This window comes from Vibrio rhizosphaerae (assembly GCF_024347095.1).
Lineage (GTDB): Bacteria > Pseudomonadota > Gammaproteobacteria > Enterobacterales > Vibrionaceae > Vibrio > Vibrio rhizosphaerae.
On record NZ_AP024903.1, the window covers coordinates 2,245,448 to 2,271,270 of the forward strand.

Sequence of the window (25,823 nt, forward strand, 5' to 3'; positions counted from 1 at the left end):
TTTCTTTTCCCTATGATGACTGAACTGAATTCAATGAAGCAGTATCGTTTACTGCCTCTGCAGTCAGTGTTTTAACAATTCGTTTCGTCAGACCCGTTAACACTTTTCCTGGTCCGGCTTCAAATAGTTTTTCAATCCCCTGATCATGCATCTTTTGTACAGTTTCCGTCCAACGAACTGGATTATACAATTGACGAACAAGCGCATCTTTGATCTTTTCCGGATCTGTTTCCGCAATCACATCCACGTTATTAATCACTGGAATTTCAGGCGAATTGAAGGTCATTGCTTTCAATGTTTCTGCAAGTTTGTCAGCGGCTGGCTTCATCAAAGCACAGTGAGACGGTACAGAGACAGGTAATGGCAGCGCACGTTTCGCACCGGCCTCTTTACACAACTCTCCTGCCCGTTGAACGGCATCTTTTTCACCGGCAATCACAACTTGACCCGGAGAGTTAAAGTTTACCGGAGATACAATTTGCCCATTTGCAGCAGCAATACATGCATTCGCAATGGCATCATCATCAAGGCCAATGATGGCAAACATCGCACCACTGCCGGCAGGAACCGCTTCCTGCATCAATTGACCACGTAATTCAACTAACTTGATCGCTTGTTTAAAATCAATAACGCCAGCGCAAACCAAAGCAGAATATTCACCAAGACTATGTCCGGCCAAAATTGCTGGCATCTCTAATCCTAGAGATTGCCACACCCGCCAAATTGCAACCGAAGAAGCAAGCAGTGCCGGTTGAGTCCGGAATGTTTGATTCAGATCTTCTGCGGGCCCATTTTGAACCAGTGACCACAGATCATACCCCAATGCATCTGATGCTTCAGCAAACGTCTGTTGAACTACATCATATTGTTCACCCAGCTCGGCAAGCATTCCAACGGTTTGCGAACCTTGACCGGGAAACACGATAGCAAATTTGCTCATTTTTCATTCCTCTCGCCAAACAATCCCCGCCACAGGATGTGCTCACCCCATGAAATGGATTGTTTTTCAGTATTAAAATACGACTAGTGCGGAGCCCCATGTAAAACCACCGCCAAAAGCTTCCAGCAACAGGGTCTGACCACGTTGGATACGACCATCCCGAACCGCTTCATCTAAAGCTGTGGGGACTGATGCCGCTGATGTATTACCATGTCTGTCTAAAGTCACAACAACCTGATCCATAGACATGGAAAGCTTCCGTGCCGTTGCTGAGATAATTCTCAGATTTGCTTGATGAGGAACCAGCCAGTCGAGTTCTGTTTTATCCATTTGATTTGCGGCTAATGTATCTTTGACGAGCTGTGACAATTGAGTCACGGCAACTTTAAAGACTTCATTCCCTGCCATATGAACCCATTTATCAGAATCACCACCAGACTGTGGCGTTTCCAAAGATAACAGCGGGCCATACTCACCATCAGAATAAATATGGGTTGATAGAATTCCGGGGGTTTCACTGCGACCAAGCACAACAGCACCAGCACCATCACCAAAAAGAATAATGGTTGAGCGATCAGTCGGGTCACAGGTTTTTGACAACACATCAGAACCAATCACAAGAATGTTTTTACACATACCTGACTTAATATGTTGATCGGCAATCGATAAAGCATACATAAACCCAGAACAAGCTGCTGCTATGTCAAAAGCAGGACATCCTTTGATACCAAGCTGAGCCTGGACCTGACAAGCTGATGAAGGAAATGAATGACTACCACTGGTCGTTGCGACGATAATCATATCGATATCATCTTTAGAAACAGTGGACATCTCCAGCGCTTTTACTGCAGCCAGATACGCCATATCGGCTACCGTTTCATCTTCTGCAGCAACACGCCGTTCTTTAATCCCCGTGCGTGTAACAATCCACTCATCACTCGTATCTACCATTTTCTCTAAATCTGCGTTAGTCCGCACCTGAGATGGCAGGTAGCTGCCTGTACCTAATATTTTGCTATACATGAAGACTAATAATGCCTCTCGAGTAAAACTGCTTCTAATCGTTCGCGAATACGACTGGGTACTTGCTCTTTAATTTCGTGTACCGCTTCTCCGATCGCATTGGCAAAAGCGGATATATCAGCACTACCATGGCTTTTCACCACAATGCCACGCAATCCTAACAAACTTGCGCCGTTATAGTGGTCGGGGTTCAGGCTTTTTAGCCCAAGAAATAGTTTGGAAAATAATTTTCTTGCGATCCAACCCTTTATTGATGAACCAAACATTTTAGCTTTTAGCTGATCAATAAACAGCTGGGCCGTGCCCTCACAACTCTTTAAACAGACATTACCGACAAAACCATCGCAAACCACAACATCGGTCAGATCACTGAATATCTGATTGCCTTCAACATTCCCGATAAAATGAATTGATTGTGTTTGTCTTAACATATCGGCACACCGTCTGACAAAGTCATTACCTTTGATGTCTTCTTCACCGACATTCAAAACAGCCACACGCGCTTTATGTCCCAAGTGGATTTCAGCCAAGGCACTCCCCATCACAGCAAACTGAAATAAAGAATCTGCATCACAGGAAACATTTGCGCCTAAATCCAGCATCCATAGCCGTTTGCCAGAAACGGTCGGCAGTGCGGAGATCAACGCAGGTCGATCAATACCGGGAAGCAACTTCAAACGAAAACGCGACAGGGCCATCAGCGCACCAGTATTCCCCGCGCTGACACATGCATCTGCAACTTGCTCTGTCACCAAGTCAATTGCCATTCCCATTGAACTATGCATAAAACGACGCAGTGCAAGAGAAGGCTTTTCTGAATTAGAGATGACTTGGTCACTATGAACAATGCTCACACGCGAGCTGTCAGAGTAACCTAACTGAGACAATTGAAAGGTGATTGCGTTCCGATCACCGACCAAAATCACTTTTAGCGCTGGGAAACGCGACAGTGCCTGCACGGCGGCAGGCACTGTAACGCGAGGACCGAAATCCCCGCCCATTGCATCAAGTGCAACGGTATAATATTGCAAAGGTCAACCTTACTTGTTGATTACCTTTTTGCCACGGTAGTAACCATCTGCGGTTACATTGTGACGTAGGTGAGTTTCACCTGAGGTTGAATCTACAGACAAAGCAGCTGTAGTCAACGCATCATGTGAACGACGCATACCACGCTTAGAACGTGTTTTACGGTTTTGTTGTACGGCCATGGACCCTACTCCTATGTTAATGAATGCTTAGCGATAAAAACTAGCGCTTCAAGCTCTTTAATACATCAAATGGATTGGGTTTATCTTCCGGAGTTTCATCAGGAATATCACCAAATACCATATTGTCTGAATCAACACGACAGTCCGATGGATCATGCATTGCAACTTGGGGTAAACCAATGATGAACTCGTCTTCAACCAACTGAATCAGGTCTACTTCACCGTATTCATTCCGATCTACCAAATCGTATGATGCCGGTGCGTCCTCACTTTTCTTCCCTAAGTTTGGGGTATAAGTGAAATCCACATCACAATGATGTAGAAAAACCTCATTACAGCGTTGACACTGCAAATCAACTTCGATGCTAGCTTTACCAGAGATAACAACGAGTCGCTGTTCATCAAACCCAAATGACAATGAGACATCAGCGTCACATTTTACGCCTTCGACTGCTTCCTCTAAGCGCTTAAAAAGACCGACTTGAATGATACCATTGTAGTCGAGTCGCTTCTGAGCTGCTTTTACCGGATCAACCGTTCGCGGGATTTTTACCTTTTGCATAGGGCGCGAATATTATCTTCCAAATCAAATTTAGTCAAAGAAAAAGGGAAAAAAGTTAGCTTTTTTTCGCCATTCCGATCCACTTACGGTGATCTCCATAGCATTATCATATATTCTCGGCGCAACACCAAAGAATTCATTAAATATCTATATGAGCCATTACCAACTTGTTTTAGCTTCTACCTCAAAATATCGACGCCAATTATTGGAAAAAATCGCGATTCCCTTTATATCGGTAGCACCCGATTGTGATGAGACCCCATTTACCGATGAATCACCACAAGCGCTGGTTCAACGGTTAGCACGACAGAAAGCACAAAGTTGCCCACAACAACAACCAAGTCTGGTCATTGGTTCAGATCAGGTATGTGTCGTACAGGGGCGAATCGTCGGGAAACCACAAACCAAGAAACAAGCCATTCAACAGCTCATGGCGCAGTCGGGAAACAAAATCACATTTTATACCGGTCTTGCGGTCTACAACAATGTCACTCAGACAACCCAATGTATTGTGGACCAATTCCATGTGCACTTCCGCCAATTAACCCTCAGGCAAATAGAGCATTATATTGAAATAGAACAACCGCTTGATTGTGCAGGTAGTTTTAAAAGCGAAGGATTGGGGATTGCTTTATTTAACCGCTTGGAAGGTGACGATCCCAACGCACTGATAGGATTGCCACTGATTAAGCTCATCGACTTGCTCGAAGCGGAAGGGATGATGGTGTTATGAACGCAATTGGGTCAGCACATGCTCAAGCTTCTTCTCCATCGGCGCCGTAATTTCCATTTTTTCACCGCTCGTGGGGTGGATAAAACGGATCTGCGCTGCATGTAAAAAGAGTCGGTCCAGTCCTAATTTTCCGGTATATGCATCAAAACGAGTATCACCGTAACGGTCATCCCAGGCTATCGGATGACCGGCATATTGGGTATGGACTCGAATTTGGTGAGTCCGGCCTGTCACGGGGCTTGCCTGAATTAATGTCGCCTGAGAAAAAACTTCGATCACTTTAAAACGGGTTTCCGAAGCCTTTCCTTGTGAATTGACACGGACAATACTATTGACTTCGTTTTTTAACAGTGGTGCATTGATTTTCCGACATTTGGCATCCCACGTCCCCATCACAAGCGCATAATAGTGCTTTTGAACTGACTTGTCCCGAAACTGAGCTTGTAAATGACGAAGGGCCGAACGCTTTTTCGCAACCAGAAGGATTCCGGAAGTGTCTCTGTCAATCCGGTGAACCAATTCCAGAAAACGAGCCTGCGGCCGGAGTGCCCGGAGCGCTTCGATTGCACCAAATTTTAACCCGCTCCCGCCATGAACGGCTGTCCCAGACGGTTTATTGAGCACCAATAGCGCATCATCTTCAAATAAAACGCATTGTTCCAGCTCTGACACTTTTGCCAGCTTGGGACTCAGGGATTCCTGCTTTGTATCGTTCTGAGACAACGTCACCGGAGGAATGCGAATCACATCTCCCGGCTGCAATTTATATTCAGGCTTGATCCGCTTTTTGTTCACACGTACTTCGCCCTTACGCAAAATGCGGTAAACCATACTCTTCGGAATATCTTTCAGCTGATTACGCAGGAAGTTATCAATTCGCTGGCCGGCCATATCTTCATCAATGCTGACAAACTGGACTTGGGTTCTGATTTCACTCATTTGCTTATTGTTTATAAAAAGAAGTTGCTGATACAGACAATCCGTTCAACCTTGTGCCTGCTCACAGGGCATACAAGTCGACAGGGATAACCAATTGGCTTCAAGGCGCGCATCATACTATCTTGATGTTCGATATCATAGTGATAAATATTTTGCGATTCCTCCCCTCTCGAGCCTTAATCGTGGATAAACAATACCAAAGCAGCCAATTCATAAATCATTTTACCTGTCAGCATCCATTTTTTTAGGTTTATTTTTTATAAAGCAGATTGCTGAAACACGTTGCCACTGCTATAGTTCATAGCTGCAATAGACACACTGGCGATGTTTTAACTCATGACGCCATGTTTCGAGCAATTTTGGGTAGAAACTTACGGTTCTTTGTATGCTGCAAATGGCGTAAGACAGACATGACCGTAACTTCTTATTGTTCTACTCATCGTCATTCATGTTGAGTATCTACCGCACACGGCGGCTCATCACTGGTGAAACAATCAGCGGATGAGGACTGAAGTGCCTTTTTGAGCGTCCCTTCCAGCCGAGAGGCTGCAAAAAAAGCCATGGGATCAGGCACCATGAAGACGAAATGCAAGCAATAAGAACAACAAATAATCAAAACAAAAGAAATACAACGAGATTTTTAAATGAAAAGAATGTTAATTAACGCAACTCAAAAAGAAGAGTTGCGTGTCGCGCTGGTCGATGGTCAGCGACTTTTCGATCTGGATATAGAAAGTCCCGGATACGAATCAAAGAAAGCCAATATTTACAAAGGAAAAATCACAAGAGTTGAGCCAAGTCTGGAAGCAGCATTTGTTGATTATGGTGCTGAAAGACACGGTTTCCTTCCTCTCAAAGAAGTTGCGAAAGAATATTTCCCGGCCGGATACACATATCAAGGACGTCCTAGTATTAAGGAAGTTCTGAAGGAAGGTCAGGAAGTCATCGTTCAAATTGAGAAGGAAGAACGCGGTAGTAAAGGAGCCGCACTCACCACATTTGTCTCTCTTGCGGGCAGTTATTTGGTCTTGATGCCAAATAATCCTCGGGCTGGCGGTATCTCCCGTCGAATCGAAGGCACCGAAAGAACTGAACTGAAAGAAGCGCTCAGTACACTTGAACTTCCTCAGGGAATGGGGTTGATTGTTCGTACTGCAGGTGTCGGTAAAAGTGCTGAAGAATTAGAATGGGATTTGAACGTCCTGCTTAATCACTGGAGTGCTATCAAACAGGCGTCTGATTCTATTCCTGCACCGTTCCTGATCCATCAGGAAAGTAATGTGATTGCTCGTGCGATTCGTGATTATCTGCGCCGCGATATCGGCGAAATTTTAATTGATAGCAATACGATTTATGAACGTGCATTAGAACATATCCGATTGGTTCGCCCTGATTTTGTTAATCGGGTCAAAAAATATGATGGTGAAGTTCCGCTATTCAGTCACTATCAAATCGAAAGTCAAATCGAATCAGCCTTCCAGCGTGAAGTCCGTTTACCTTCCGGTGGTTCGATAGTCATCGATCCAACAGAAGCCCTCACTTCTATCGACATCAACTCTGCCCGTGCGACCAAAGGCGGCGATATCGAAGAAACAGCGCTGAATACCAATCTGGAAGCCGCTGAAGAAATCGCCCGTCAACTTCGTTTACGGGATTTAGGTGGCCTTGTCGTCATTGATTTCATCGATATGACCCCCGTTCGCCACCAACGTGAAGTGGAGAACAAGCTACGAGAAGCCGTCCGAGTTGATCGAGCCCGTGTTCAGATTGGCCGAATCTCCAGATTCGGGCTACTGGAAATGTCGCGACAACGCCTGAGTCCTTCGCTGGCAGAGGCAAGTCATCATATCTGTCCGCGTTGTTCCGGAACCGGGGTTGTTCGTGATAACGAATCTCTTGCGCTCTCTGTGCTGAGACTGATTGAAGAAGAGGCTCTGAAAGATAACACGTCACAGGCACTCGCCGTTGTCCCTGTGCCAATTGCATCTTATCTGTTGAATGAAAAACGTCGCTCAATCAATCACATTGAACGAACTCAGGATGTCAAAATTACCATCGTACCGAACTCTGACATGGAAACACCTCACTTTGAGGTAATTCGAGTCAGGGAAGGCGAAGAGCAGGAAATGCTGTCTTACCTCGTGCCAAAACGACTAGATAGTATTCGTGAGGTTGAAGGTAAAGATCCAGTTGAAACAGAGACAAAACAACGTCGGATCGAAGAGCCGGTCTTAAAAGGTTTTGCAGCACCAGCCACATCGGCACCGCAACCGAAAGCAGCGCCAGCGCCTCAAGTTCAGGCTACCCCTCAAAGTGAATCGAAGGATCCTGCACAACCTGGATTATTCAGTCGCTTTATGAAAGGCCTCGCAAGTTTGTTCTCGGGTTCGGAATCAACCCAACCAGATCCATCTGTGACTCACACAGAAACATCAGAACAAGAACAGCGCACAGAAAATAGAAGACCTCGTCGTTCTCGCAATAATGAGCAGCGTAGACGTCCGCGTCAGCAAACTCAGGACGGCAATAAACCGAAATCAGAGAAAGTAGATTCTACAGAAGGAAAACAACCATCTTCTGATGAGAAGAAACCGACGAAGTCTCAGTCTCGCAAACCGAAACAGGATAAGCGCGGGAATCAAGATAAAAATACGGCGACGAAGTTAGCCGAAGAAGGACAGAAAATTGCTCAGGATGCACAGTCCGAAGCGAAAAAAGAGCCACGGAATACACAAGAAAAAGCCGAGGTCGCAAAAGAGCGTCGTCAACGCCGTAAACTAACCAAACAGATTCGTCTTCAGTCTCAGTCGGCTGACGATACTTTGGTAAGTGCTCCGCGTGCATCTGAACAGGATGAGATCAAACCAGCAGTATCCCCGGTGACAGCGGCGGATGAGAAATCATCACAATTAGCAGTCCAGTCGGCATCTGAAGAGACGCAACAAAATCAGACTTCCAACCATAATGATGCCGATGAAAATGTGAGCGAAGAGCCGAAACAACGCCGGAGTCGCCGTTCACCGCGTCATTTACGGGCCAATGGACAACGTCGTCGCAGAGGAAGAGAGCGCCGGCCAAACCCATTCCGCTTACGTAAAGGTGGTGTTGCATCGCCTGAAATGGCCATGGGTAAAGTAATGCCAAGCTACGGTTTGACGAAAAAACCTGCTCATAACGTGCAGCCTGAACAATCACCGGCTCAGCCGCAAGTTCGGGAGCAACTCAGTGGTGTCGCATTCCCTGAAATGGCTATGGGTAAAGTGATCATTCGTGCAACGACTACCTCGGCAACACCGGAAGTCGCGTCAGAGAGCGCACCGATCACAGCACCGTCACAAGCAGTGACGACGCCTGAAACGGTTAATACAGTGACTCAGGCAACAAATCAACCTTCAGACGGACACGATAAGGTTGTGACGCTGGCAGGAAATGTGGGTGAACCCCCACTGTCTTCTGATTCTGTCGCAGCAGCTCTCACCAATGAAGTTGCCACTGAACCAACCGTATCACCAGTGATTCAGGACAGTCCTCGCGAGGAACCACAACCGGTTCAGGAAATCGCAGAGCAGCCTGTCCAGTCGGCACCAGCAACCGTCATCTCAGTGAAAGGACATGCCTTTTCACCGATGACAAAAGCGCCCGGAAATGGCGAACTGATGCAAGTGATTCTTGAAGCTGCACCTTTACGAGAGCAACGCTATCCGTTAAAAGGGGCTGGTGGTCATGCCGCAACCAATCATGCCAGTTCGGCAATGGCAAAACCACTTCAGGTATCCTGAATAACTTTTGTGTAAATTTGGTCTTAAAAAGAGCTGCTTATGCAGCTCTCTTTTTATGTGATCACTGCTCCGTAAAACTATCGGTGATGTCCTATTCGCCAATCACTCACATACCGAGCAGTTGACCTTAATCACACTTTTCTGTAGCATTCGCCAACTTATGCCCAAGTAAAACCCAGACAGAAATCGCTTTTCAGTTATGAGGGTGCTTGCGGCCCATGAACCCGAAACACTTAGTTCATATTGCTTGATTAGAATACTTCTATCCAACCTATAAGAGCTATATCGGTTTTTGTTCAGCCACTAACAGAAAACAATCATACTCATGCTTGAATTCCCAAATCAATCAACATATTCAATTAAAAACGATGTCCTTTCCGGACTGACCGTCGCACTGGCACTGGTCCCTGAGGCCGTTGCTTTTGCATTTGTTGCAGGTGTTGACCCGATGGTCGGTCTTTATGCCGCTTTCATTGTCGGTCTAATTACTGCTATTTTTGGCGGCCGCCCCGGGATGATTTCAGGTGCCACCGGAGCAATGGCTGTCGTCATGGTTAGTCTGGTCTCCGAACACGGCATCTCTTATCTGTTTGCTGCCATTTTATTGGCCGGTATTCTCCAAATCAGCGCAGGTCTGTTTAAACTCGGAAAGTTTATCCGAATTGTGCCTCACCCGGTCATGATCGGTTTTGTCAACGGATTGGCTATCGTCATCTTCCTCGCCCAGTTAGGACAGTTCAAAGTGCCATCTCTGAATGGCGTCATGACTTGGCTACCCTATGATCAAATGTTGCTCATGTTAGCCCTCGTCGCATTGACTATGGCGATTATCTTTTTTCTACCGAAAATCACAACTGCGATACCCTCGTCTCTGGCGGCAATCATTGTGATCACTTTACTGGTACAGGGACTCGGTTTAGAAACCCGTACCGTAGTTGATTTTCTACGCACCATGTCTGGGAATGATACGGCGACGCTTGCCGGAACGCTCCCGACATTCTCTGTACCGGCTGTACCTTTTACGTTTGAAACACTGAAAATTATTCTGCCCTATTCTGTCATCTTAGCGGCCGTCGGATTAATTGAATCTCTGCTGACACTGACCGTACTTGATGAAATGACCAATAGCCGCGGCCAGTCAAACCGTGAATGCATGGGACAAGGACTTGCCAATATCACCTGTTCCTTCTTTGGCGCCATGGGCGGTTGTGCAATGATTGGCCAGTCGATGATTAACGTCAACTCGGGTGGCAGAGGACGACTGTCCGGTGTCGTTGCTGCGGTGATGTTACTGTGCTTCATTTTATTTACATCATCACTCATCGAGATGATTCCACTGGCAGCGCTGGTCGGAGTTATGTTTATGGTCGTGATCGGTACTTTTGAATGGGCAACCTTTAAACTGGCCAGAAAAGTTCCGAAGAAAGATTTCTTCGTGATCGTACTGGTGACTGTTGTCACCGTATTTACTGATTTAGCGATTGCCGTTGCTGTCGGTGTAATTACATCTGCACTGATGTTTGCTTGGGATCATGCCAAACATATTTATGCAACCAGCCACACCAACGAAGATGGCTCTAAAGAGTACAAAATCCATGGCCCTATATTCTTTGGTTCTGTGGCGAATTTTCTAGAACTGTTTGATGCACACCAAGATCCAAAGCATGTGATTGTTGATTTTGCCCAATCGCGCGTGACTGACCATTCGGCCATTGATGCGATTGAAACACTTGCGGAGCGTTACGCAGCCGTTGGAAAAACGCTTCATCTACGTCACCTTAGTCAGGACTGTCGCAAGCTACTTCATAAAGCCAGTAGCTTGATAGAAACGAACGTGAAAGAAGATCCAACCTACAAAGTTGCAACCGACGTTCTTGCAGGATAATAAGTAATAAGTCCCGGACGCCAATGTCGGAGTCCTGACAGCGATTAAAAAGCCGTTGTTTCATGACAGAAACAACGGCTTTTTCTTATGGTGCAGAAGCAACCCGCATCTCTCGTATACATTGTATTCACCTGCCGTTTCAATCAAATTCAATACACGCGAATGTCCCACCCCCACCGAGACTTGAACACGTACGGCATGATGCGCAGTAGGTTTTCGTTCGCTGTGATTTACGCATCCGATGATATGGATAGATATAATAACCAAAAGTATCGGTTCGAGCTTTATGCTGATGTCCCCATATAGCTGATAACTTCAGGAATATCATGCACATAAAAATGCCCCGACCTTGGCCGGGGCATTTTCATATTTTATGCAGAATACGGGCGATTAAGCTTCAGATTTCTCTTTTTTCGCTGGCCGTTTCTTTGGTGCTTCGGCAGCTGCTTCTTGATCCGCTTTTTTCTTGATAACGGTTGTCCCTTCAACCGTCTCACCTTCAACATAAGCACGACCGTAGTAAGAAGACAGTAACACCTCTTTCAACTCACTAATGAGCGGATAACGAGGGTTTGCGCCAGTACACTGGTCATCAAATGCCTGCACAGACAGTTCATCAAGTTTAGCAAGGAAGTCAGCTTCATTGACACCTGCTGCCTGAATAGACAGTGGGATATCCAGATTATGCTTCAGCTCTTCCAACCAACCCAATAAACGCTCAATTTTCTGAGCCGTACGGTCACCCGGACGAGAAAGCTCCAAGTGATCAGCAATCTCAGCATAACGACGGCGAGCCTGAGGACGGTCATATTGAGAGAATGCAGTTTGCTTAGTTGGGTTATCATTCGCGTTGTAACGCACAACGTTGGCAATTAATAGCGCATTCGCTAAACCGTGAGGCACATGGAACTCAGCACCGATTTTATGCGCCATTGAGTGACATACACCCAAGAAGGCATTGGCAAATGCAATCCCGGCGATAGTTGCTGCGTTATGCACTTTCTCACGAGCAATCGGATCATTTGCACCATTCGCATAGCTGGATGGCAGATACTCTTTCAACATTTTCAGCGCCTGTAGTGCCTGACCATCTGAATATTCGTTAGCCAGTACAGAAACATAAGCTTCTAATGCGTGAGTCACGGCATCATAACCACCAAACGCAGTCAGAGACTTCGGCATGTTCATCACCAAGTTTGCATCAATGATGGCCATATTTGGCGTCAGTTCGTAGTCAGCCAGTGGGTATTTTGCACCAGTTTTATCATCGGTAACGACCGCAAATGGTGTCACTTCAGAACCTGTACCAGAGGTTGTAGTAATACAAACCAGTTCAGCTTTCTGACCCATTTTAGGGAATTTATAGATACGTTTACGAATATCCATAAAGCGCATTGCCAACTCTTCGAAATGCGTTTCAGGATGCTCATACATCACCCACATGATTTTTGCAGCATCCATTGGAGAACCGCCACCCAGTGCTAAAATCACATCAGGTTGATAGCTCGCCATTTGTGCAGCGCCTTTTTCCACAACAGACAATGTTGGATCGGCTTCGACATCAAAGAACGTCTGAACTTCCATACCTTGAGCTTTCAATAGACTCACAACATCGTCAGCATAGCCATTGTTGAACAAGAAGCGGTCTGTCACCAGGAATGCACGTTTTTTACCTTCAAGGTCGCCCAGTGCGATAGGCAGGCTACCACGGCGGAAGTAGATAGACTTCGGTAATTTATGCCACAACATGTTTTCAGCTCGCTTAGCAACAATCTTTTTGTTGATCAAATGTTTAGGACCGACGTTTTCTGAGATGGAGTTACCGCCCCAAGAACCACAACCCAGTGTCAGAGATGGTGCAACATTAAAGTTGTACAGGTCACCGATACCACCGTGGGTCGTTGGGATGTTAACCAGAATACGTGCAGTTTTTAACCGGTCACCGAAGTAACGAATCCGATCTTTGTTCACATCCTGATTGGTATACAAACCAGATGTATGACCGATACCACCGATTTCTACCATTTTCACGGCTTGGTCTACCGCGTTTTCAAAAGAACTGGCACGGAACATACCCAATGTTGGCGATAATTTTTCATGAGCGAACTCATCATCGTAAGAAACTTCACCAATACCTTCACCAACAAGGATCTTCGTATCCGCCGGAACACTCACACCAGCCATCTCTGCAATAGCTGTTGCCGGTTGGCCAACGATTTTTGCGTTCAGTGCACCGTCGATCAGCAACACTTTACGAACTTTATCTGCATCAGATTTGCTCAGTACATGAGCTTTGTGTGTTGCAAAACGTTCTTTGACTTCATCATAAACTTCATCCATAACGATGACCGCTTGCTCAGAAGCACACACAACACCGTTATCAAAGGTTTTTGACATCAGAACAGAAGCGACGGCACGCTTGATATCTGCGGTTTCATCAATCACAACAGGAACGTTACCGGCACCAACACCGATTGCTGGTTTACCAGAAGAATAAGCGGCCTTAACCATGCCCGGACCACCCGTTGCAAGAATCAGGGCAATCCCTTCGTGCTTCATCAGTGCATTCGATAGCTCAACAGAAGGTTGATCAATCCAGCCGATAATGTCTTTTGGTGCACCCGCAGCAACAGCGGCTTCAAGTACAAGCTTGGCAGCATCATTGGTTGAATTCTTCGCACGTGGGTGTGGAGAGAAGATAATACCGTTACGTGTTTTCAGAGAGATCAGAGATTTGAAAATCGCAGTTGAAGTGGGGTTCGTTGTTGGGACGATACCACAGATAATGCCGACTGGTTCTGCAATCGTCATAGTGCCCATGTTTTCGTCTTCTTCCAATACACCACAAGTTTTCTCATCTTTGTACTTGTTATAAATGTACTCAGATGCAAAGTGGTTTTTGATGACCTTGTCTTCAACAATCCCCATACCAGACTCTTCTACCGCTTGCTGAGCGAGAGGAATACGAGCTTGGTTTGCTGCCAGTGATGCTGCACGGAAAATTTTATCAACCTGCTCCTGAGAGTAAGTTGCAAATTCTGCTTGAGCAGCTTGCACACGCGCAACAAGAGCATTTAGTTCCGCCATATTTGTTACAGGCATAGTGAATCTCCTAAAATTAAAAAAATGTTAAAAACTTTTTATTAAGACTGTCATCCGGTCTAAACGGGCAAAATCCAGATTTTCCTCAGAAACAAGCTTAGTAAATAGCTTTCATCTCTGAGTATAATCTTTCAGTATTTGAAAACATTGACCCAGATCAGTTCTAAAAAATAATTCCTTCACTTGTCGAAATATTACCCGAAAAGTACATAACCATATGAATTTGAATATAAAACAAATAAAGAGACCGGTTTCATAAAGAAATATTACCGAGACATAAAATAAAAAAACTACAATTTCATGTAATAAAATTTCATGATAAAACAACAGAGAACGCCCTAATCCGTTGTTTTCGTGCTACTAATCATTATATAAGCCATGATTGAGAACACCATTTTGAAACGCACTTTTTTACAATATCCCTACATGTGAGACACAAACCAGCCAGCACATCTGAAAACCGGTTTGACATCATCCAATGTAAAAGATCCTCTTTCGATGATTTCTCGTCACTTCACCGCAAAATCATCGAACAGATGACATCTTATTCATATCACGGGATAATCAATCGCCGGATGCCAAATGAATCCGTGGTGTCGCATATCGCACAACAACCGATAGGTCTGGCATGAATCAATCTGCTATCAAAACGACTGTAACGGATTACATATATGGCTGCAAATGACCAGTCACTCAAAAAACAGATAACATAAAACTATCAATAGGAAAGCTATGACTGAATCGTCAGTAAGAACAAATCTTTATGTCATTATTTTCGGAACACATACCCGGGCAGGGAAAATATTTGACCTCTGCCTGATTGCGATCATTCTGGGCTCTCTGCTGGTATTGATTCTGGAGTCAATCCCTGATTTCAATGCACAATGGCATCAACAGCTCCGTTATTTTGAGTACGGTTTCACCTTACTCTTTACGGTGGAATATATGGTCCGGCTCTACTGCTCGCCTCACCCTAAAGCCTATGCAAAAAGTTTTTACGGGATTATCGACTTACTCGCCATCCTACCGACTTATCTCTCGTTACTCTTTCCGACTGTTTCATTTATGGCGGTTGTCCGGCTCATCCGAGTGATGCGAATTTTCAGAATTCTCAAACTAGTGCGCTATTTGCAGGATTCCAATATTCTGATGCGCTCGCTTCTCATGGCCCGCCGCAAAATTTTCATTTTCTTTAGTTCCGTTTCTATTCTAGTGACCATTTTTGGTGTGCTGATTTATGTGATTGAGGGGCCGGAACACGGATTTTCAAGCATTCCAAAGTGTATTTACTGGGCGATTGTCACGATTACAACCGTAGGATACGGAGACCTAGTACCTCAGACACCACTGGGACAAGGACTGGCTTCGCTGACCATGCTACTGGGTTACTCAATTATTGCAGTCCCGACTGGCATTATTACCGCCGAACTGAGCAAAGAGATGAACATTCACCGTCAATTGGTCAAATGCCCGAACTGCTCTCAAACTGGCCATGACAGTGACGCTCTTTATTGTAAACACTGCGGCAGCCAGTTGGCTGATCCGGATAAGCGTGTTGTCTCAGGTACACCCCCACAAAGATAATCCCTATGATTTACGCCAACAAACAGGGCGTTGGAAATAACCATAAAAAAAGAGTGCAGATAAAATGCACTCTTTTTTATTCATGTGAAAACCATCATGACATGTGATGATTCACAGTTTTACTGTTCGTTCAGAATAATCCGCAAAGTACGACGCAATGGTTCTGCAGCACCCCACAATAGCTGGTCACCGACCGTAAATGCATTCAGGAAGTCATCCCCCATCGACATTTTACGTAAACGACCAACAGGAACAGATAACGTTCCGGTAACTTTGGTTGGTGTCAGTTCCTGCGCGGTAATATCGCGCTCATTCGGAATCACTTTGACCCAGTCATTGTGAGAGGCAATAATCTCTTCAATTTCATCCATTGGGACGTTTTGCTTCAGTTTGATGGTTAATGCCTGAGAATGACACCGCATCGAACCGATGCGCACACAAGTTCCGTCAATTGGGATCGGAGAACTTTGCAGCCCAAGAATTTTATTGGCTTCGGCACTGGCTTTCCATTCTTCTTTACTTTGGCCGTTATCACGTTTGACATCAATCCACGGGATCAGTGAGCCAGCCAGCGGCGCACCGAAGTTTTCACGCGGGAAAGAGCTTGAACGCATGGTTTCGACAACCTTGCGGTCAATATCAAGGATAGAGCTGACTGGGTTGGCTAATTCAGAGCTGACACAATCATTAATTACACCCATCTGAGAAATCAGTTCACGCATATTCTGTGCACCGGCACCAGAGGCCGCCTGATAAGTCATGGCGCTCATCCACTCGACCATACCCTTCTCAAATAGCCCGCCTAAGCCCATCAGCATCAAACTGACAGTACAGTTTCCGCCGACATAAGTCTTGGTTCCTGCATGAATGGACTGCTGGATCTGTTTCAAGTTGACCGGATCAAGCGTAATAATGGAATCGTCAACCATCCGTAATGTTGATGCGGCATCAATCCAATACCCTTTCCAGCCTGCATTTCTGAGCTGAGGATAAACTTTTTCGGTATATCCACCGCCCTGACATGTAATGATCGCATCCAACTGTTTTAAGCTTTCAACATCATAAGCATCCTGCAGTAACCCGGCATCTTTCCCGAAATCAGGAGCCGCGATACCAACTTGTGAAGTGCTGTAAAATACAGGTTCGATATGATTAAAGTCACCTTCTTCAACCATCCGCTGCATCAGTACAGAACCAACCATACCACGCCACCCGACTAAACCTACTCTCATTGCACAAACTCTCCATGTGTTGATTCAAATCTAACTAAACATCTATAAGCGGTTCAGAACAAAATCTCAAGCTCAATTTGGAATTGACCATAAGTTTTTCGACTTGATAACCGAAACGACTACCGCCACAAGTGTTTAAAATATATATTAATATCAAAAAGATAAGATAAAAAGGCACCCAAATTCAAGGCGCCTTGATATTTTTAAAAGGCGCCCTAACGATTATTTTTGGTCAGTTGATCCCGCAAATTAGGAGGTGTGCCTTTAATTGTCAGGGTATCGGATTCAGGATCATAAAAAACCCGTTCACCGAGTAATAAGCTATCGAAGCTCAGGTTTAACCCGCCTCCGGAGCCGACAAATTTTGTCAGTTTCCGTACCGTAGACCGATCGGCAGGAAAACTCTCTTCGATCTCATAACCATGACTTTGCGTGTAATCCCATAGCGTTGTGCCATTGGTATCATCGGGTAACTCTTGCGACAAATCCTTCAACTGAACTTCGTCACCTGATTTCAGTTGCTCATTGCAGTAGTCATAGACCTGCTTTTTGTAAGTAATTGTTTCATCTTTTTCAAACTGCGCATCACTACAAAAATCTTCCACCGCTTGCATCAATACCAAGTTTTGCTGTTTTGAATCCAGTCCCACTTCTGCTTGAAGAAAATCGAGGAAAAAGTCAGCCACTTTGCGCCCGACCCGACCTTTAATATAAGTCAGATAACGGTTGGAATCTGGATCGGACTGGTAAAGCGACAGATCGATCCGGGCAGCGATATCCATCTGCCGGATATCCAGATAATCCGTGGCACTGATGTCCAGCCCTTCTGTAATTTTCAGGCTCTGATTCATGGGTAAAAGACCGATGAACAGGTATTGTGTGGCTAATGACTGATACTCAGCCATTACCAGAATCCCTTCATCGGCAAAAGGATATTTAATCAGTTCATCTTTTAACTTTCTGACACTGGCCTGTGAGAACTCATAAAAGCCTAAGGCGTCACTTTTGAGTTCACGCAACCAGTGTTGAAACTCACTGTCTGCCTGAAAAGCGCCAAACCCTTTTGAAGGTTTTGCATTGAAAACCCGGTGTAGTTCAGCCACCAGATTTTCCGTTGAGGCATTGTTTTCTAAAGACTGTGAGCGATAATTGACAACCAGCTCATCCGATTCATTTTTCAGTAACTGGTGTAGTATTACGTTGGAGAGATCAAGACTCATAGCGAATTTATCATCGTTGTGGTTTCAGTTGACAGGTATAGTAGGTTATCATAAGCCGTTTTTACTATCATCGTTAGAGTCTATATGCCCATTACATCAAAATATAGTGATCAACAAATTGAAACGATCCTGACTGAAATTGCTGCCGTTTTTGATAAACATGACGCATCTCCGGATCTGGTTCTGATGATCGCCGGAAATATCGCAACCAATGTATTAAATCAGAATGTTGCAGAGAGCCAAAGAAAAGCTATCGCTGAGAAGTTTGCTCAAGCATTGATATCGTCAATTGACAGTACGATTCACTAACTAAAGAACGGATAGAACGAAAAGAACATGGTAGAGAGTGAAAACACCTACGGAGAGCGGGTATCCCGCTTAGTTGGCTGGGGACACTGGTTTGCGTTTTTCAACATTATCGCAGCCATGCTGATCGGTACGCGCTATATCTCCCAGTCGCCATGGCCAGAAACGCTGTTGGGACAATTTTATCTGGCTGTTTCATGGGTCGGGCATTTTGGCTTCCTCGTTTTTGCGCTCTACCTGTTGATACTATTCCCACTGACGTTTCTTGTGCCCTCGCGCAAGCTATTTAGATTTCTTGCCGTTTGTTTTGCAACCGTCGGACTGACCGTCCTGCTCATCGATACTCAGTTGTATTTCAAACTCAACCTCCATTTAACCCCGGTGGTCTGGGAAGTTCTGTTTAGCGATAATTCCAAAACAACAACCAATGATCTTCAGCATCTGTTCGTGTTGTTACCGCTGATTTTTGCCATGGAGATCGGTTTATCCGAATGGGTATGGCGCAAACAGAGACGCTTATCGCATAAGCACATTGGCCGCCCACTGGCGACTATTTTCTTCATTAGTTTTATTACCAGCCACCTGATTTATGTCTGGTCTGATGCTTCTTTGTATACACCGGTTACCAGCCAAAAAGCGAATTTCCCGCTATCTTATCCGATGACGGCAAAATCGTTTATGGAACGACATGGGCTGTTTAATCGCGACGAATACCTCAAGCGCCTGCATGAAAAACAGACGCACCGATCAGTGCTGGTGAACTATCCGCTGGAGCCCATCAAATTTGACCGCCGGATCAATCCGCTCAATATTCTGGTCGTCAGTGTCAACAATTTACGGGCCGATATGCTCAGCAAAAAATATATGCCGCTGGCAACAACTTTTGCCAAAGATAACCTGAATTTCAGCAATCATTACAGCTCCAGTAATGATATGTTCGGCATCTTCGGACTATTCTATGGCCTGCCCAGCAGCTATGCATCAAGCATTAAAGTTCAGGGGACGTTACCGGTTCTGCTCGATACACTCGAAGAGCAGAAATATCATTTTGGTCTGTTCAGTGGCAACAATTTCAACGACCCGCTTTATGCAGAAACCGTCTTCAGAGGGCTACCGTTAAACCATACCCAATTTACTAAAGACGCCAGCCGGGATGAACAAACCATCGACGCGTGGTCAAAATGGGCCGCTAATCAGTCAGGCCGCTGGTTCAGTTATTTAGAACTAACTACCGTGCAAGAATTTGATGCGCCGGATAACTCATTCGGGAAATCGACCCAAGATAAACTCAAAACCAATTATGAACTCTCAGTTGAAGCAGCGGATCATGAGCTAGGCCAGCTGATTAAGAAAGCCTATGAGATGGGATTAATGGACTCAACGATTGTTGTCATTACTTCCAACCACGGCACGGAGTTTAATGAGACCAACACCAATAGCTGGGGCTCAAATACCAACTACAGCCAATATCAGCTGAAAGTCCCCATGATTATCCATTGGCCGGGCAAAGTTGCTGCTCAATATACCCGGCGTACCAGTCACCTCGACTTCTCGGTGACACTGTTGCAGGACTTACTCGGTGTCTCTTCAAATCCGAATGATTATAGTAGTGGTCAGAATCTATTTGACGAAAACAAAAGACGTTGGATTTTAGCCGGAGATGCCCGGGAATTAGCCCTAGTGACGAATAATCAAACAACTGTCATTGATAAGTTTGGTAATTTTAAAGTCTTTGATGACAACTACCACCGATTGCCGGATACCAATCCGACGCTACCGGTCCTCATGCAAGGATTGACCGAACTGAAACGTTTCTATAGCAAAGACAATTAAATCAACCTATTGCTTGACTCGTTTTATGAAAGGCGTTAGATTACACCCCATCGGACTGTAGCGCAGCTTGGTAGCGCACCGTCATGGGGTGTCGGGGGTCGGAGGTTCAAATCCTCTCAGTCCGACCATACACCTAAAGGGAAGTTTTCTTATGAAGACTTCCCTTTTTTCATGCGTTTAAGCATAAGAAAACTCGCCTTCATTGATAAAATTTTAATCAAAGTCGCATAATACTGATAAAAATCAATTTGAAGACTTTACAAGCAAAGTAATCATGGTTATGATTTTTGCACTTAATGGAGAGATGGCTGAGTGGTTGAAAGCACCGGTCTTGAAAACCGGCGTACGTTAATAGCGTACCTAGGGTTCAAATCCCTATCTCTCCGCCACATTTAGAAGCCCGAGACCTTGATAGACAAGCGCTCGGGCTTTTTCGTTATGGTAACGTTTTGGCATGATACGATCATGTTCCTACTCAAAGACCGCAATACAACTGACGACTTCGCTTAATCTTATCACGTTGATTCCTTGAGCTGCTGTCCTAATTTCAAGGCTGTAGCAATATTAAATGAACTCCGTATTACATTAGATTTGGACTGAGTGATAATTTCTTCGAAAGATGTGATTTTGTAAATGGTCGCAAACGCTGCATCGATACCATGCGAGTAAACTTCATCGATATCGTCGGCTAAAGCCCCCGCAATCGCGATCACCGGCAGGTTGTAACGCTTGGCTATATTTGCCACCCCGACCGGAACTTTACCGTTCACACTCTGACGATCTAAACGCCCTTCCCCGGTAATCACCAGATCAGCGCCCTGAAGCAGGGCTTCCAATCCTAATGCCTGAGTCATAATATCAATCCCCGGGCGGAGTTCAGCATTCAAGAAAGCACAAAAGGCAGCGCCCATCCCACCGGCAGCACCAGAACCCGGGATATCGTTTACTTGAATATTCATATCCCGTTCAATGACTTCAGCATAGTTTGCGAGAGCCGCGTCAAGGCGCTCCACCATTTCGGGAGACGCTCCTTTTTGTGGTCCGTAGATATATGACGCACCATTGGTCCCCGTCAACGGGTTGGTCACATCACAGGCCACTTCGATCAGACATTGGCTCAAACGAGGGTCAAGCCCACTCACATCGATACGTTGCAGCGCTTCTAGTGCTAATCCGCCATAGGGTAGTTCCTTTCCCTGATGATCCTGAAACGAAACCCCCATAGCCTGCATCATGCCACAACCAGCGTCATTGGTCGCACTTCCCCCGATGCACACAATGAGATGCCGGATACCCAGATCAAGCGCATGCTCAATCAACTGCCCCGTGCCATAACTCGTTGTTATATATGGATTACGTTGCTCTACAGGAATCAATTCGAGACCACTGGCTGCGGCCATCTCAATAAAAGCCGTCTTTTGATCGCCAGAAATACCATAGAATGCGCGGTGCAACTCACCAAGCGGCCCAACGACCTCAACTTGCATAAAATGACCGTCTGATGCTTCGACCAGAGCTTCTACGGAGCCTTCTCCTCCATCAGCCACCGGACACTTAACATATTCCCAATCAGGGAAAACCTTCTTAAATCCAATTTCAATTGCTTCAGCGACCTCAATTGCACTGAGGCTTTCTTTATAAGAATCCGGGGCGATTACAATTTTCATCAATGACACACCATTTGGTTGGATTAGAAGACAGCAGACCATTACAGCCTGCCGTTCGTCAACTAACGTTAATGACTTCCGATTATTTTATTGGTAAATAGATCTCAGTTAATAAGTCACATTCATCGACTTCATGAACAAAATTTAAATAACGGAAGAAACAAGGAAAATCTCTCAAATCTTCACCGCTGGCTGACAACCATTGTTGATACAAGTAATACACGGTATCACTAATCGTGTTATGGCTTCCCTTGTGAGTCGCAATGGCACATCTGCCACCCGGTATTATGCCAGATTTAACACCATAAGCGTTTGCAGGCACCTCACCTTCGTGCGAGCCACAGATATCAAACTGGAATTCATCATCTGGCATATCACTTGGATCAGAATGGGGAATGCCAAATGTTTCACTGGTTTTAACCGGGGATAATCCTGTCGATTTTCTCCAATTGATAAACTTAGCAGCGGTATCATATACCAGTTTAGGACTACCTTTATGCTCAATTAATGCAACTTCTTTTGCTGCGAAATCAATCACGTTAACATCCATTACACATTCTCCTATTATCGGTGGATGATATTCATACTTGGCGTGCCAAGCACGCCACTCCGGCTGATTTCTAAATTGGGAAGGTGATTGTCCAAATATCCTAGAGAAAGCACGAGAAAAATCTTCCAGACTTTCAAACTGGGCTTCGAAAGCAATATCGGTAACACTGTACTCTGATATCTATTGCTCATAGAATATCTACACTAAAACAGATGGATAGGATTATCGTATTAGATAAAGGTAAAATTGTTGAAGAAGGATGCAATGATAAACTAATTAGTGATGGTGGAATTTATTGTGGATTATTTGGCAGTCAGTAAATCTATTAATTTTAGTAATATAATTATATTACACACGTATTTTTAATATCGCTAGATTTAAAAAGGATATTTTCAGTGAAGATTGTAACTCTAGAAAAATTTGTTGAAAAATCTCTCGAATTTTCAACATTAAATCTTATAAACGAATGTTTTAGTGAGAATAGACCGTGTTTAGGTGATGAATCTGAGTTGGCAATGAGAGTCATCGCTATGGATCATGAAAATGTAATTTCTCACGCAGCAATGTATATAAGAAGCATGAGAATTGATGACTATACTTTCAAGGGTTCAATAATAGGTGATGTTGTTGTATCCAGAAATTATAGAGGTAGAGGCTTGTGTAAAATAATGCTAGATGTTTTGAATTCATTTAATTTCGAACTTAAAATAGAACATTCATTCTTATTTGCTTATGAACCAAAAATTTATTTATCATGCGGATATAGAAATCTAACAAATGAAATTAAATTTTTCGATTCTAATTGTAATGAGTGGAAAAAGTTTGTATATAAAGGGGGACTCCATAAGCAGATTGGTAATTCAAAGTTACCTGATGGAGTTATAGATTTCTGTGGAAAAGTCTACTAATGAACAATTAAAAAAGCTATCTTTTAGAATAATAAGCAAACCCTCTGCTATATAATTCAAATATTTTTGATTTCCGATTTTTATTATAGGGAATCATTAATCTAAATATAAATAATAAAATCTACATCAAAATATTAGCATGCTATTGCTATAAAAATATTCAATGTAAAAATCAATTGTTACAAGTATATATAACATATTGAATTATTTTATTATTTAGAATGCACTAGAATCATCAGTGGATAACTAAAGGAGGTAGAAAATGAAAAACATTAATGCAATTAATCTTTGTGTTACATATAATTGTAATAGTAGATGTAACTCATGTCAGATATGGAAAATTAAAGATAGCCCTAATATAAACATTTCAGATCTGAATAACTTTTTGAATCAAAAAAGTTTAAAAAATTTAAAAGAAATTTCAATAACTGGAGGAGAACCCACACTACACCCGGAAATCATTGAAATTGCACGAATAATATCTGAAGTTAAAAATGTAAATGAAATATATTTTACAACGAATGGTATACGAACTGAAAAAATAATTGAAATTCTTGATGTTCTATATAGATCAAGAAAAAATAGTTCTGGTTGTATCTCTTGATGCTGTTGGAGATAGGCATGATACTTTAAGAGGTGTTAAATGTTTTGAGAGAGCAATGAAGACAATAAAAAAAGTAAAACATATATATAGAAATATAAGTATCGTAGCAAGCTTAACAGTATCAAAGCTGAGTCATAAGCTTGTTTGGTGTAAGAGCTCCTAGTGAAGCGAAACTATCTCAAAAAATAGAACAATAGAAAGCCGATCCATGACGCAATTAATAACACCCAAGGTAGTGGTGATACCTTTGTTTCAATCTTGGTTTCTACTAATGTCACTTGCTCATTGTCTTGGCGTCTAGCCTTTGATTTCTCTTCTTGCTTTTTAGCTTTGTCAGCAGCTCTTGCCTTAGCTTTTTGTTGTTTCTTGTAAAGAGCAATACCTTTTTCAATACCTTGAGCGATACGTTGTGTCTCCGCTTTCTTTTGACCAGGAAGCTGTGTAGCTCTAGCGATATCCATCGCCTCTTCCTTCGTTTTTTGTGAGGGTTCTACTACTTGTTTTTTATGCATAATTTAATCTTTCCATATCGGAAATTAACGCTTTAACAGCACAAATATCCATTCGCTATATTTGGCACATGATGGCCAGTGTAGACCACTGATATTTTAATAAAACAACCAGAATACCAGTATTGATTGTCTCTCTAAAGTCTTCATCGCACCATCCGCAGGCAATCCGCGTTGTCGGGATGGCTTTTATGAGCAGTCCCTTGCTCAAAAAACCCTCAAGAACCGTCCTGGTTTTGCCCTTGCCTGAGGTTAAAACTGCCTCTCTAGATTTAATCTTCCCGCAGATATTCCTCTTCTGAAACGGTAATCAAATTATGCAGAAAAGTCAGCACATGCCAGAGTTCGTAGTAATTGGTAAAGGGATCAGTACATGAGCCCTGAAGGATCATCAGGTATTGGCGGGCAAGAAGATGTAAGGGTTTATTGATTGGTTGAAGTTCTGAACTCGGCATGATCGCCCCTCTTGGAAGTTGAGTAGCAGGGAAGCTCAGTTTTTAAAAATGTTTCACCGCACGCAAATCAACCACCAAACAAAGAAAATCATTCAAGGAAGAATGGTTAGGATTTTCCGGGCAGGACGCCCGTAAAAGCCGGTTCTGGACAACGTGCGATCAAGCCGAACAAAAAAGATGTTCTGGTTACGCTTGCATCTTGGCAAGAGTAACTGGCGCACTGAGCACAAATGCCTCTGAAACCGCAAAACGTAATTGTGCGTCACATTTCGATTCCCAAGGCTAGAAATTAAACGAATACATACGAAGCCAACCTATTGTGTCGTTAAATCCACTCTTGCTGATCTGACGAGACCGTCACTTCACTTTGAACCGCCCCGGTGTGGGCTGTCGATGAAGGCTCAATCATCATGAAATGTGTATCCGGCTCTGCTTTCGGGCAGTGCTCGACACCTTTGGGGACGATATACATCTCACCGGGATTGAGCACAATATTGTTATCCCTCAACTGCAAAGTCAGCTGGCCTTGAAATACAATAAACAGTTCATCTTCATGCTCATGTGCATGCCAGACCAGTTCACCACGACCTTTGGCAATTTTTACCAGCTGACCATTGGATTCAGCGATGATTTTTGGCGTCCACACTTCGCTGAACCGTTCAAATTTGTCACGAATATTAATTTTCTTCACGGGGCCTCTCTTATATGACAGCAATGGTATAGGAACTGATCGTATAACTTGCCATTAATCAGCTATCAATACCATAAAAACATGTATCAG

Annotated in this window: 21 protein-coding genes, 2 tRNA genes and 1 pseudogene; 10 read left to right on the forward strand and 14 right to left on the reverse strand. The window is 44.0% G+C overall.

Annotated elements, in window-relative coordinates; genetic code table 11:
- Window positions 1-10: 10 nt before the first annotated feature.
- The 5 genes from fabD to yceD form a co-directional block, all read right to left on the reverse strand.
- The gene (fabD, locus tag OCV37_RS09590) at window positions 11-940 is read right to left on the reverse strand and encodes an ACP S-malonyltransferase (RefSeq protein WP_038180595.1); all 930 of its coding nucleotides are present in this window, start codon (window positions 938-940) and stop codon (window positions 11-13) included.
- A gap of 72 nt (window positions 941-1,012) precedes the next feature.
- The gene (locus OCV37_RS09595) at window positions 1,013-1,963 is read right to left on the reverse strand and encodes a beta-ketoacyl-ACP synthase III (protein WP_038180592.1); all 951 of its coding nucleotides are present in this window, start codon (window positions 1,961-1,963) and stop codon (window positions 1,013-1,015) included.
- Between the two features lie 5 nt (window positions 1,964-1,968).
- A complete protein-coding gene (gene plsX / locus OCV37_RS09600; RefSeq protein WP_038180591.1) occupies window positions 1,969-2,994 on the reverse strand; it encodes a phosphate acyltransferase PlsX in 1,026 nt (341 codons plus the stop codon).
- A 9-nt stretch (window positions 2,995-3,003) separates the two neighbouring features.
- Window positions 3,004-3,174 (reverse strand): 50S ribosomal protein L32, encoded by a 171-nt coding sequence (gene rpmF / locus OCV37_RS09605; protein WP_084717454.1) that lies wholly within the window; start codon window positions 3,172-3,174, stop codon window positions 3,004-3,006.
- A gap of 40 nt (window positions 3,175-3,214) precedes the next feature.
- The gene (gene yceD, locus OCV37_RS09610; protein WP_038180588.1) at window positions 3,215-3,736 is read right to left on the reverse strand and encodes a 23S rRNA accumulation protein YceD; all 522 of its coding nucleotides are present in this window, start codon (window positions 3,734-3,736) and stop codon (window positions 3,215-3,217) included.
- A 151-nt stretch (window positions 3,737-3,887) separates the two neighbouring features.
- Here yceD and OCV37_RS09615 point away from each other — a divergent pair, with 151 nt between their 5' ends.
- The gene (locus tag OCV37_RS09615) at window positions 3,888-4,469 is read left to right on the forward strand and encodes a Maf family protein (RefSeq protein WP_038180584.1); all 582 of its coding nucleotides are present in this window, start codon (window positions 3,888-3,890) and stop codon (window positions 4,467-4,469) included.
- Here the strand turns inward: OCV37_RS09615 and rluC are convergent.
- Window positions 4,464-5,408 carry a 23S rRNA pseudouridine(955/2504/2580) synthase RluC gene (gene rluC / locus OCV37_RS09620; RefSeq protein ID WP_038180581.1) on the reverse strand — a complete coding sequence of 315 codons (945 nt, stop codon included), beginning with the start codon at window positions 5,406-5,408 and terminating at the stop codon, window positions 4,464-4,466. The genes OCV37_RS09615 and rluC overlap by 6 nt on opposite strands.
- 644 nt (window positions 5,409-6,052) lie before the next feature.
- Here rluC and rne point away from each other — a divergent pair.
- Both rne and OCV37_RS09630 read left to right on the forward strand, forming a co-directional pair.
- Window positions 6,053-9,187: a ribonuclease E gene (gene rne / locus OCV37_RS09625; protein WP_157634946.1), complete on the forward strand. Its 3,135-nt coding sequence runs from the start codon at window positions 6,053-6,055 to the stop codon at window positions 9,185-9,187.
- A gap of 325 nt (window positions 9,188-9,512) precedes the next feature.
- On the forward strand, window positions 9,513-11,072 hold the full coding sequence (locus OCV37_RS09630) for a SulP family inorganic anion transporter (protein WP_038180576.1): 1,560 nt from the start codon (window positions 9,513-9,515) through the stop codon (window positions 11,070-11,072).
- 390 nt (window positions 11,073-11,462) lie between these two features.
- On the opposite strand, the gene adhE is transcribed toward OCV37_RS09630, so the two are convergent.
- Window positions 11,463-14,174: a bifunctional acetaldehyde-CoA/alcohol dehydrogenase gene (gene adhE, locus OCV37_RS09635; RefSeq protein ID WP_038180574.1), complete on the reverse strand. Its 2,712-nt coding sequence runs from the start codon at window positions 14,172-14,174 to the stop codon at window positions 11,463-11,465.
- 732 nt (window positions 14,175-14,906) lie between these two features.
- On the opposite strand from adhE, the gene OCV37_RS09640 reads away from it, so the two are divergent.
- The gene (locus OCV37_RS09640; protein WP_038180572.1) at window positions 14,907-15,758 is read left to right on the forward strand and encodes an ion transporter; all 852 of its coding nucleotides are present in this window, start codon (window positions 14,907-14,909) and stop codon (window positions 15,756-15,758) included.
- Window positions 15,759-15,877: 119 nt separating this feature from the next.
- On the opposite strand, the gene asd is transcribed toward OCV37_RS09640, so the two are convergent.
- Together asd and yejK are read right to left on the reverse strand one after the other, a co-directional pair.
- Window positions 15,878-16,990, reverse strand: coding sequence for an aspartate-semialdehyde dehydrogenase (asd, locus tag OCV37_RS09645; RefSeq protein ID WP_038180569.1), 1,113 nt, complete (start codon window positions 16,988-16,990; stop codon window positions 15,878-15,880).
- A 215-nt stretch (window positions 16,991-17,205) separates the two neighbouring features.
- Window positions 17,206-18,210, reverse strand: coding sequence for a nucleoid-associated protein YejK (yejK, locus tag OCV37_RS09650; protein ID WP_038180568.1), 1,005 nt, complete (start codon window positions 18,208-18,210; stop codon window positions 17,206-17,208).
- 84 nt (window positions 18,211-18,294) lie between these two features.
- On the opposite strand from yejK, the gene OCV37_RS09655 reads away from it, so the two are divergent.
- From OCV37_RS09655 to OCV37_RS09670, 4 genes are all read left to right on the forward strand, one after another.
- Entirely contained in the window at window positions 18,295-18,519 is a 225-nt protein-coding gene (locus OCV37_RS09655; RefSeq protein WP_021019522.1) for a YejL family protein, read from the forward strand.
- Between the two features lie 27 nt (window positions 18,520-18,546).
- A complete protein-coding gene (locus OCV37_RS09660) occupies window positions 18,547-20,349 on the forward strand; it encodes a DUF3413 domain-containing protein (protein ID WP_038180565.1) in 1,803 nt (600 codons plus the stop codon).
- Window positions 20,350-20,400: 51 nt separating this feature from the next.
- Window positions 20,401-20,477 (forward strand) — tRNA-Pro (locus OCV37_RS09665).
- Window positions 20,478-20,647: 170 nt separating this feature from the next.
- Window positions 20,648-20,738: transfer RNA gene (locus OCV37_RS09670), tRNA-Ser, on the forward strand.
- A gap of 126 nt (window positions 20,739-20,864) precedes the next feature.
- Here the strand turns inward: OCV37_RS09670 and OCV37_RS09675 are convergent.
- Complete coding sequence (locus OCV37_RS09675; RefSeq protein WP_038180564.1) at window positions 20,865-22,016, reverse strand: glycerate kinase; 1,152 nt, start codon at window positions 22,014-22,016, stop codon at window positions 20,865-20,867.
- Window positions 22,017-22,098: 82 nt separating this feature from the next.
- Window positions 22,099-22,743: pseudogene (locus OCV37_RS09680) on the reverse strand (AraC family transcriptional regulator); the annotation flags it as partial.
- 218 nt (window positions 22,744-22,961) lie between these two features.
- Here OCV37_RS09680 and OCV37_RS09685 point away from each other — a divergent pair.
- Together OCV37_RS09685 and OCV37_RS09690 are read left to right on the forward strand one after the other, a co-directional pair.
- The gene (locus tag OCV37_RS09685) at window positions 22,962-23,474 is read left to right on the forward strand and encodes a GNAT family N-acetyltransferase (RefSeq protein WP_051680486.1); all 513 of its coding nucleotides are present in this window, start codon (window positions 22,962-22,964) and stop codon (window positions 23,472-23,474) included.
- A gap of 262 nt (window positions 23,475-23,736) precedes the next feature.
- Window positions 23,737-24,078, forward strand: coding sequence for a radical SAM protein (locus OCV37_RS09690; RefSeq protein WP_038180561.1), 342 nt, complete (start codon window positions 23,737-23,739; stop codon window positions 24,076-24,078).
- Between the two features lie 173 nt (window positions 24,079-24,251).
- Here OCV37_RS09690 and OCV37_RS09695 read toward each other — a convergent pair whose 3' ends face one another.
- From OCV37_RS09695 to OCV37_RS09705, 3 genes are all read right to left on the reverse strand, one after another.
- Window positions 24,252-24,590, reverse strand: coding sequence for a DUF2956 domain-containing protein (locus OCV37_RS09695; protein ID WP_261888084.1), 339 nt, complete (start codon window positions 24,588-24,590; stop codon window positions 24,252-24,254).
- Between the two features lie 269 nt (window positions 24,591-24,859).
- Window positions 24,860-25,042, reverse strand: a complete 183-nt coding sequence (locus OCV37_RS09700) for a hypothetical protein (protein ID WP_038180882.1) — start codon at window positions 25,040-25,042, stop codon at window positions 24,860-24,862.
- Between the two features lie 325 nt (window positions 25,043-25,367).
- The gene (locus tag OCV37_RS09705) at window positions 25,368-25,733 is read right to left on the reverse strand and encodes a cupin domain-containing protein (protein ID WP_038180879.1); all 366 of its coding nucleotides are present in this window, start codon (window positions 25,731-25,733) and stop codon (window positions 25,368-25,370) included.
- Window positions 25,734-25,823 lie beyond the last annotated feature (90 nt).

What these genes read in the sequence shown, in the direction of transcription:
- fabD (WP_038180595.1), bottom strand. Translation starts at nt 940, where the DNA reads ATGAGCAAATTTGCTATCGTGTTTCCCGGTCAAGGTTCGCAAACCGTT.
- OCV37_RS09595 (WP_038180592.1), bottom strand. Translation starts at nt 1,963, where the DNA reads ATGTATAGCAAAATATTAGGTACAGGCAGCTACCTGCCATCTCAGGTG.
- rpmF (WP_084717454.1), bottom strand. Translation starts at nt 3,174, where the DNA reads ATGGCCGTACAACAAAACCGTAAAACACGTTCTAAGCGTGGTATGCGT.
- yceD (WP_038180588.1), bottom strand. Translation starts at nt 3,736, where the DNA reads ATGCAAAAGGTAAAAATCCCGCGAACGGTTGATCCGGTAAAAGCAGCT.
- OCV37_RS09615 (WP_038180584.1), top strand. Translation starts at nt 3,888, where the DNA reads ATGAGCCATTACCAACTTGTTTTAGCTTCTACCTCAAAATATCGACGC.
- rluC (WP_038180581.1), bottom strand. Translation starts at nt 5,408, where the DNA reads ATGAGTGAAATCAGAACCCAAGTCCAGTTTGTCAGCATTGATGAAGAT.
- rne (WP_157634946.1), top strand. Translation starts at nt 6,053, where the DNA reads ATGAAAAGAATGTTAATTAACGCAACTCAAAAAGAAGAGTTGCGTGTC.
- OCV37_RS09630 (WP_038180576.1), top strand. Translation starts at nt 9,513, where the DNA reads ATGCTTGAATTCCCAAATCAATCAACATATTCAATTAAAAACGATGTC.
- adhE (WP_038180574.1), bottom strand. Translation starts at nt 14,174, where the DNA reads ATGCCTGTAACAAATATGGCGGAACTAAATGCTCTTGTTGCGCGTGTG.
- OCV37_RS09640 (WP_038180572.1), top strand. Translation starts at nt 14,907, where the DNA reads ATGACTGAATCGTCAGTAAGAACAAATCTTTATGTCATTATTTTCGGA.
- asd (WP_038180569.1), bottom strand. Translation starts at nt 16,990, where the DNA reads ATGAGAGTAGGTTTAGTCGGGTGGCGTGGTATGGTTGGTTCTGTACTG.
- yejK (WP_038180568.1), bottom strand. Translation starts at nt 18,210, where the DNA reads ATGAGTCTTGATCTCTCCAACGTAATACTACACCAGTTACTGAAAAAT.
- OCV37_RS09655 (WP_021019522.1), top strand. Translation starts at nt 18,295, where the DNA reads ATGCCCATTACATCAAAATATAGTGATCAACAAATTGAAACGATCCTG.
- OCV37_RS09660 (WP_038180565.1), top strand. Translation starts at nt 18,547, where the DNA reads ATGGTAGAGAGTGAAAACACCTACGGAGAGCGGGTATCCCGCTTAGTT.
- OCV37_RS09675 (WP_038180564.1), bottom strand. Translation starts at nt 22,016, where the DNA reads ATGAAAATTGTAATCGCCCCGGATTCTTATAAAGAAAGCCTCAGTGCA.
- OCV37_RS09690 (WP_038180561.1), top strand. Translation starts at nt 23,737, where the DNA reads ATGAAAAACATTAATGCAATTAATCTTTGTGTTACATATAATTGTAAT.
- OCV37_RS09695 (WP_261888084.1), bottom strand. Translation starts at nt 24,590, where the DNA reads ATGCATAAAAAACAAGTAGTAGAACCCTCACAAAAAACGAAGGAAGAG.
- OCV37_RS09700 (WP_038180882.1), bottom strand. Translation starts at nt 25,042, where the DNA reads ATGCCGAGTTCAGAACTTCAACCAATCAATAAACCCTTACATCTTCTT.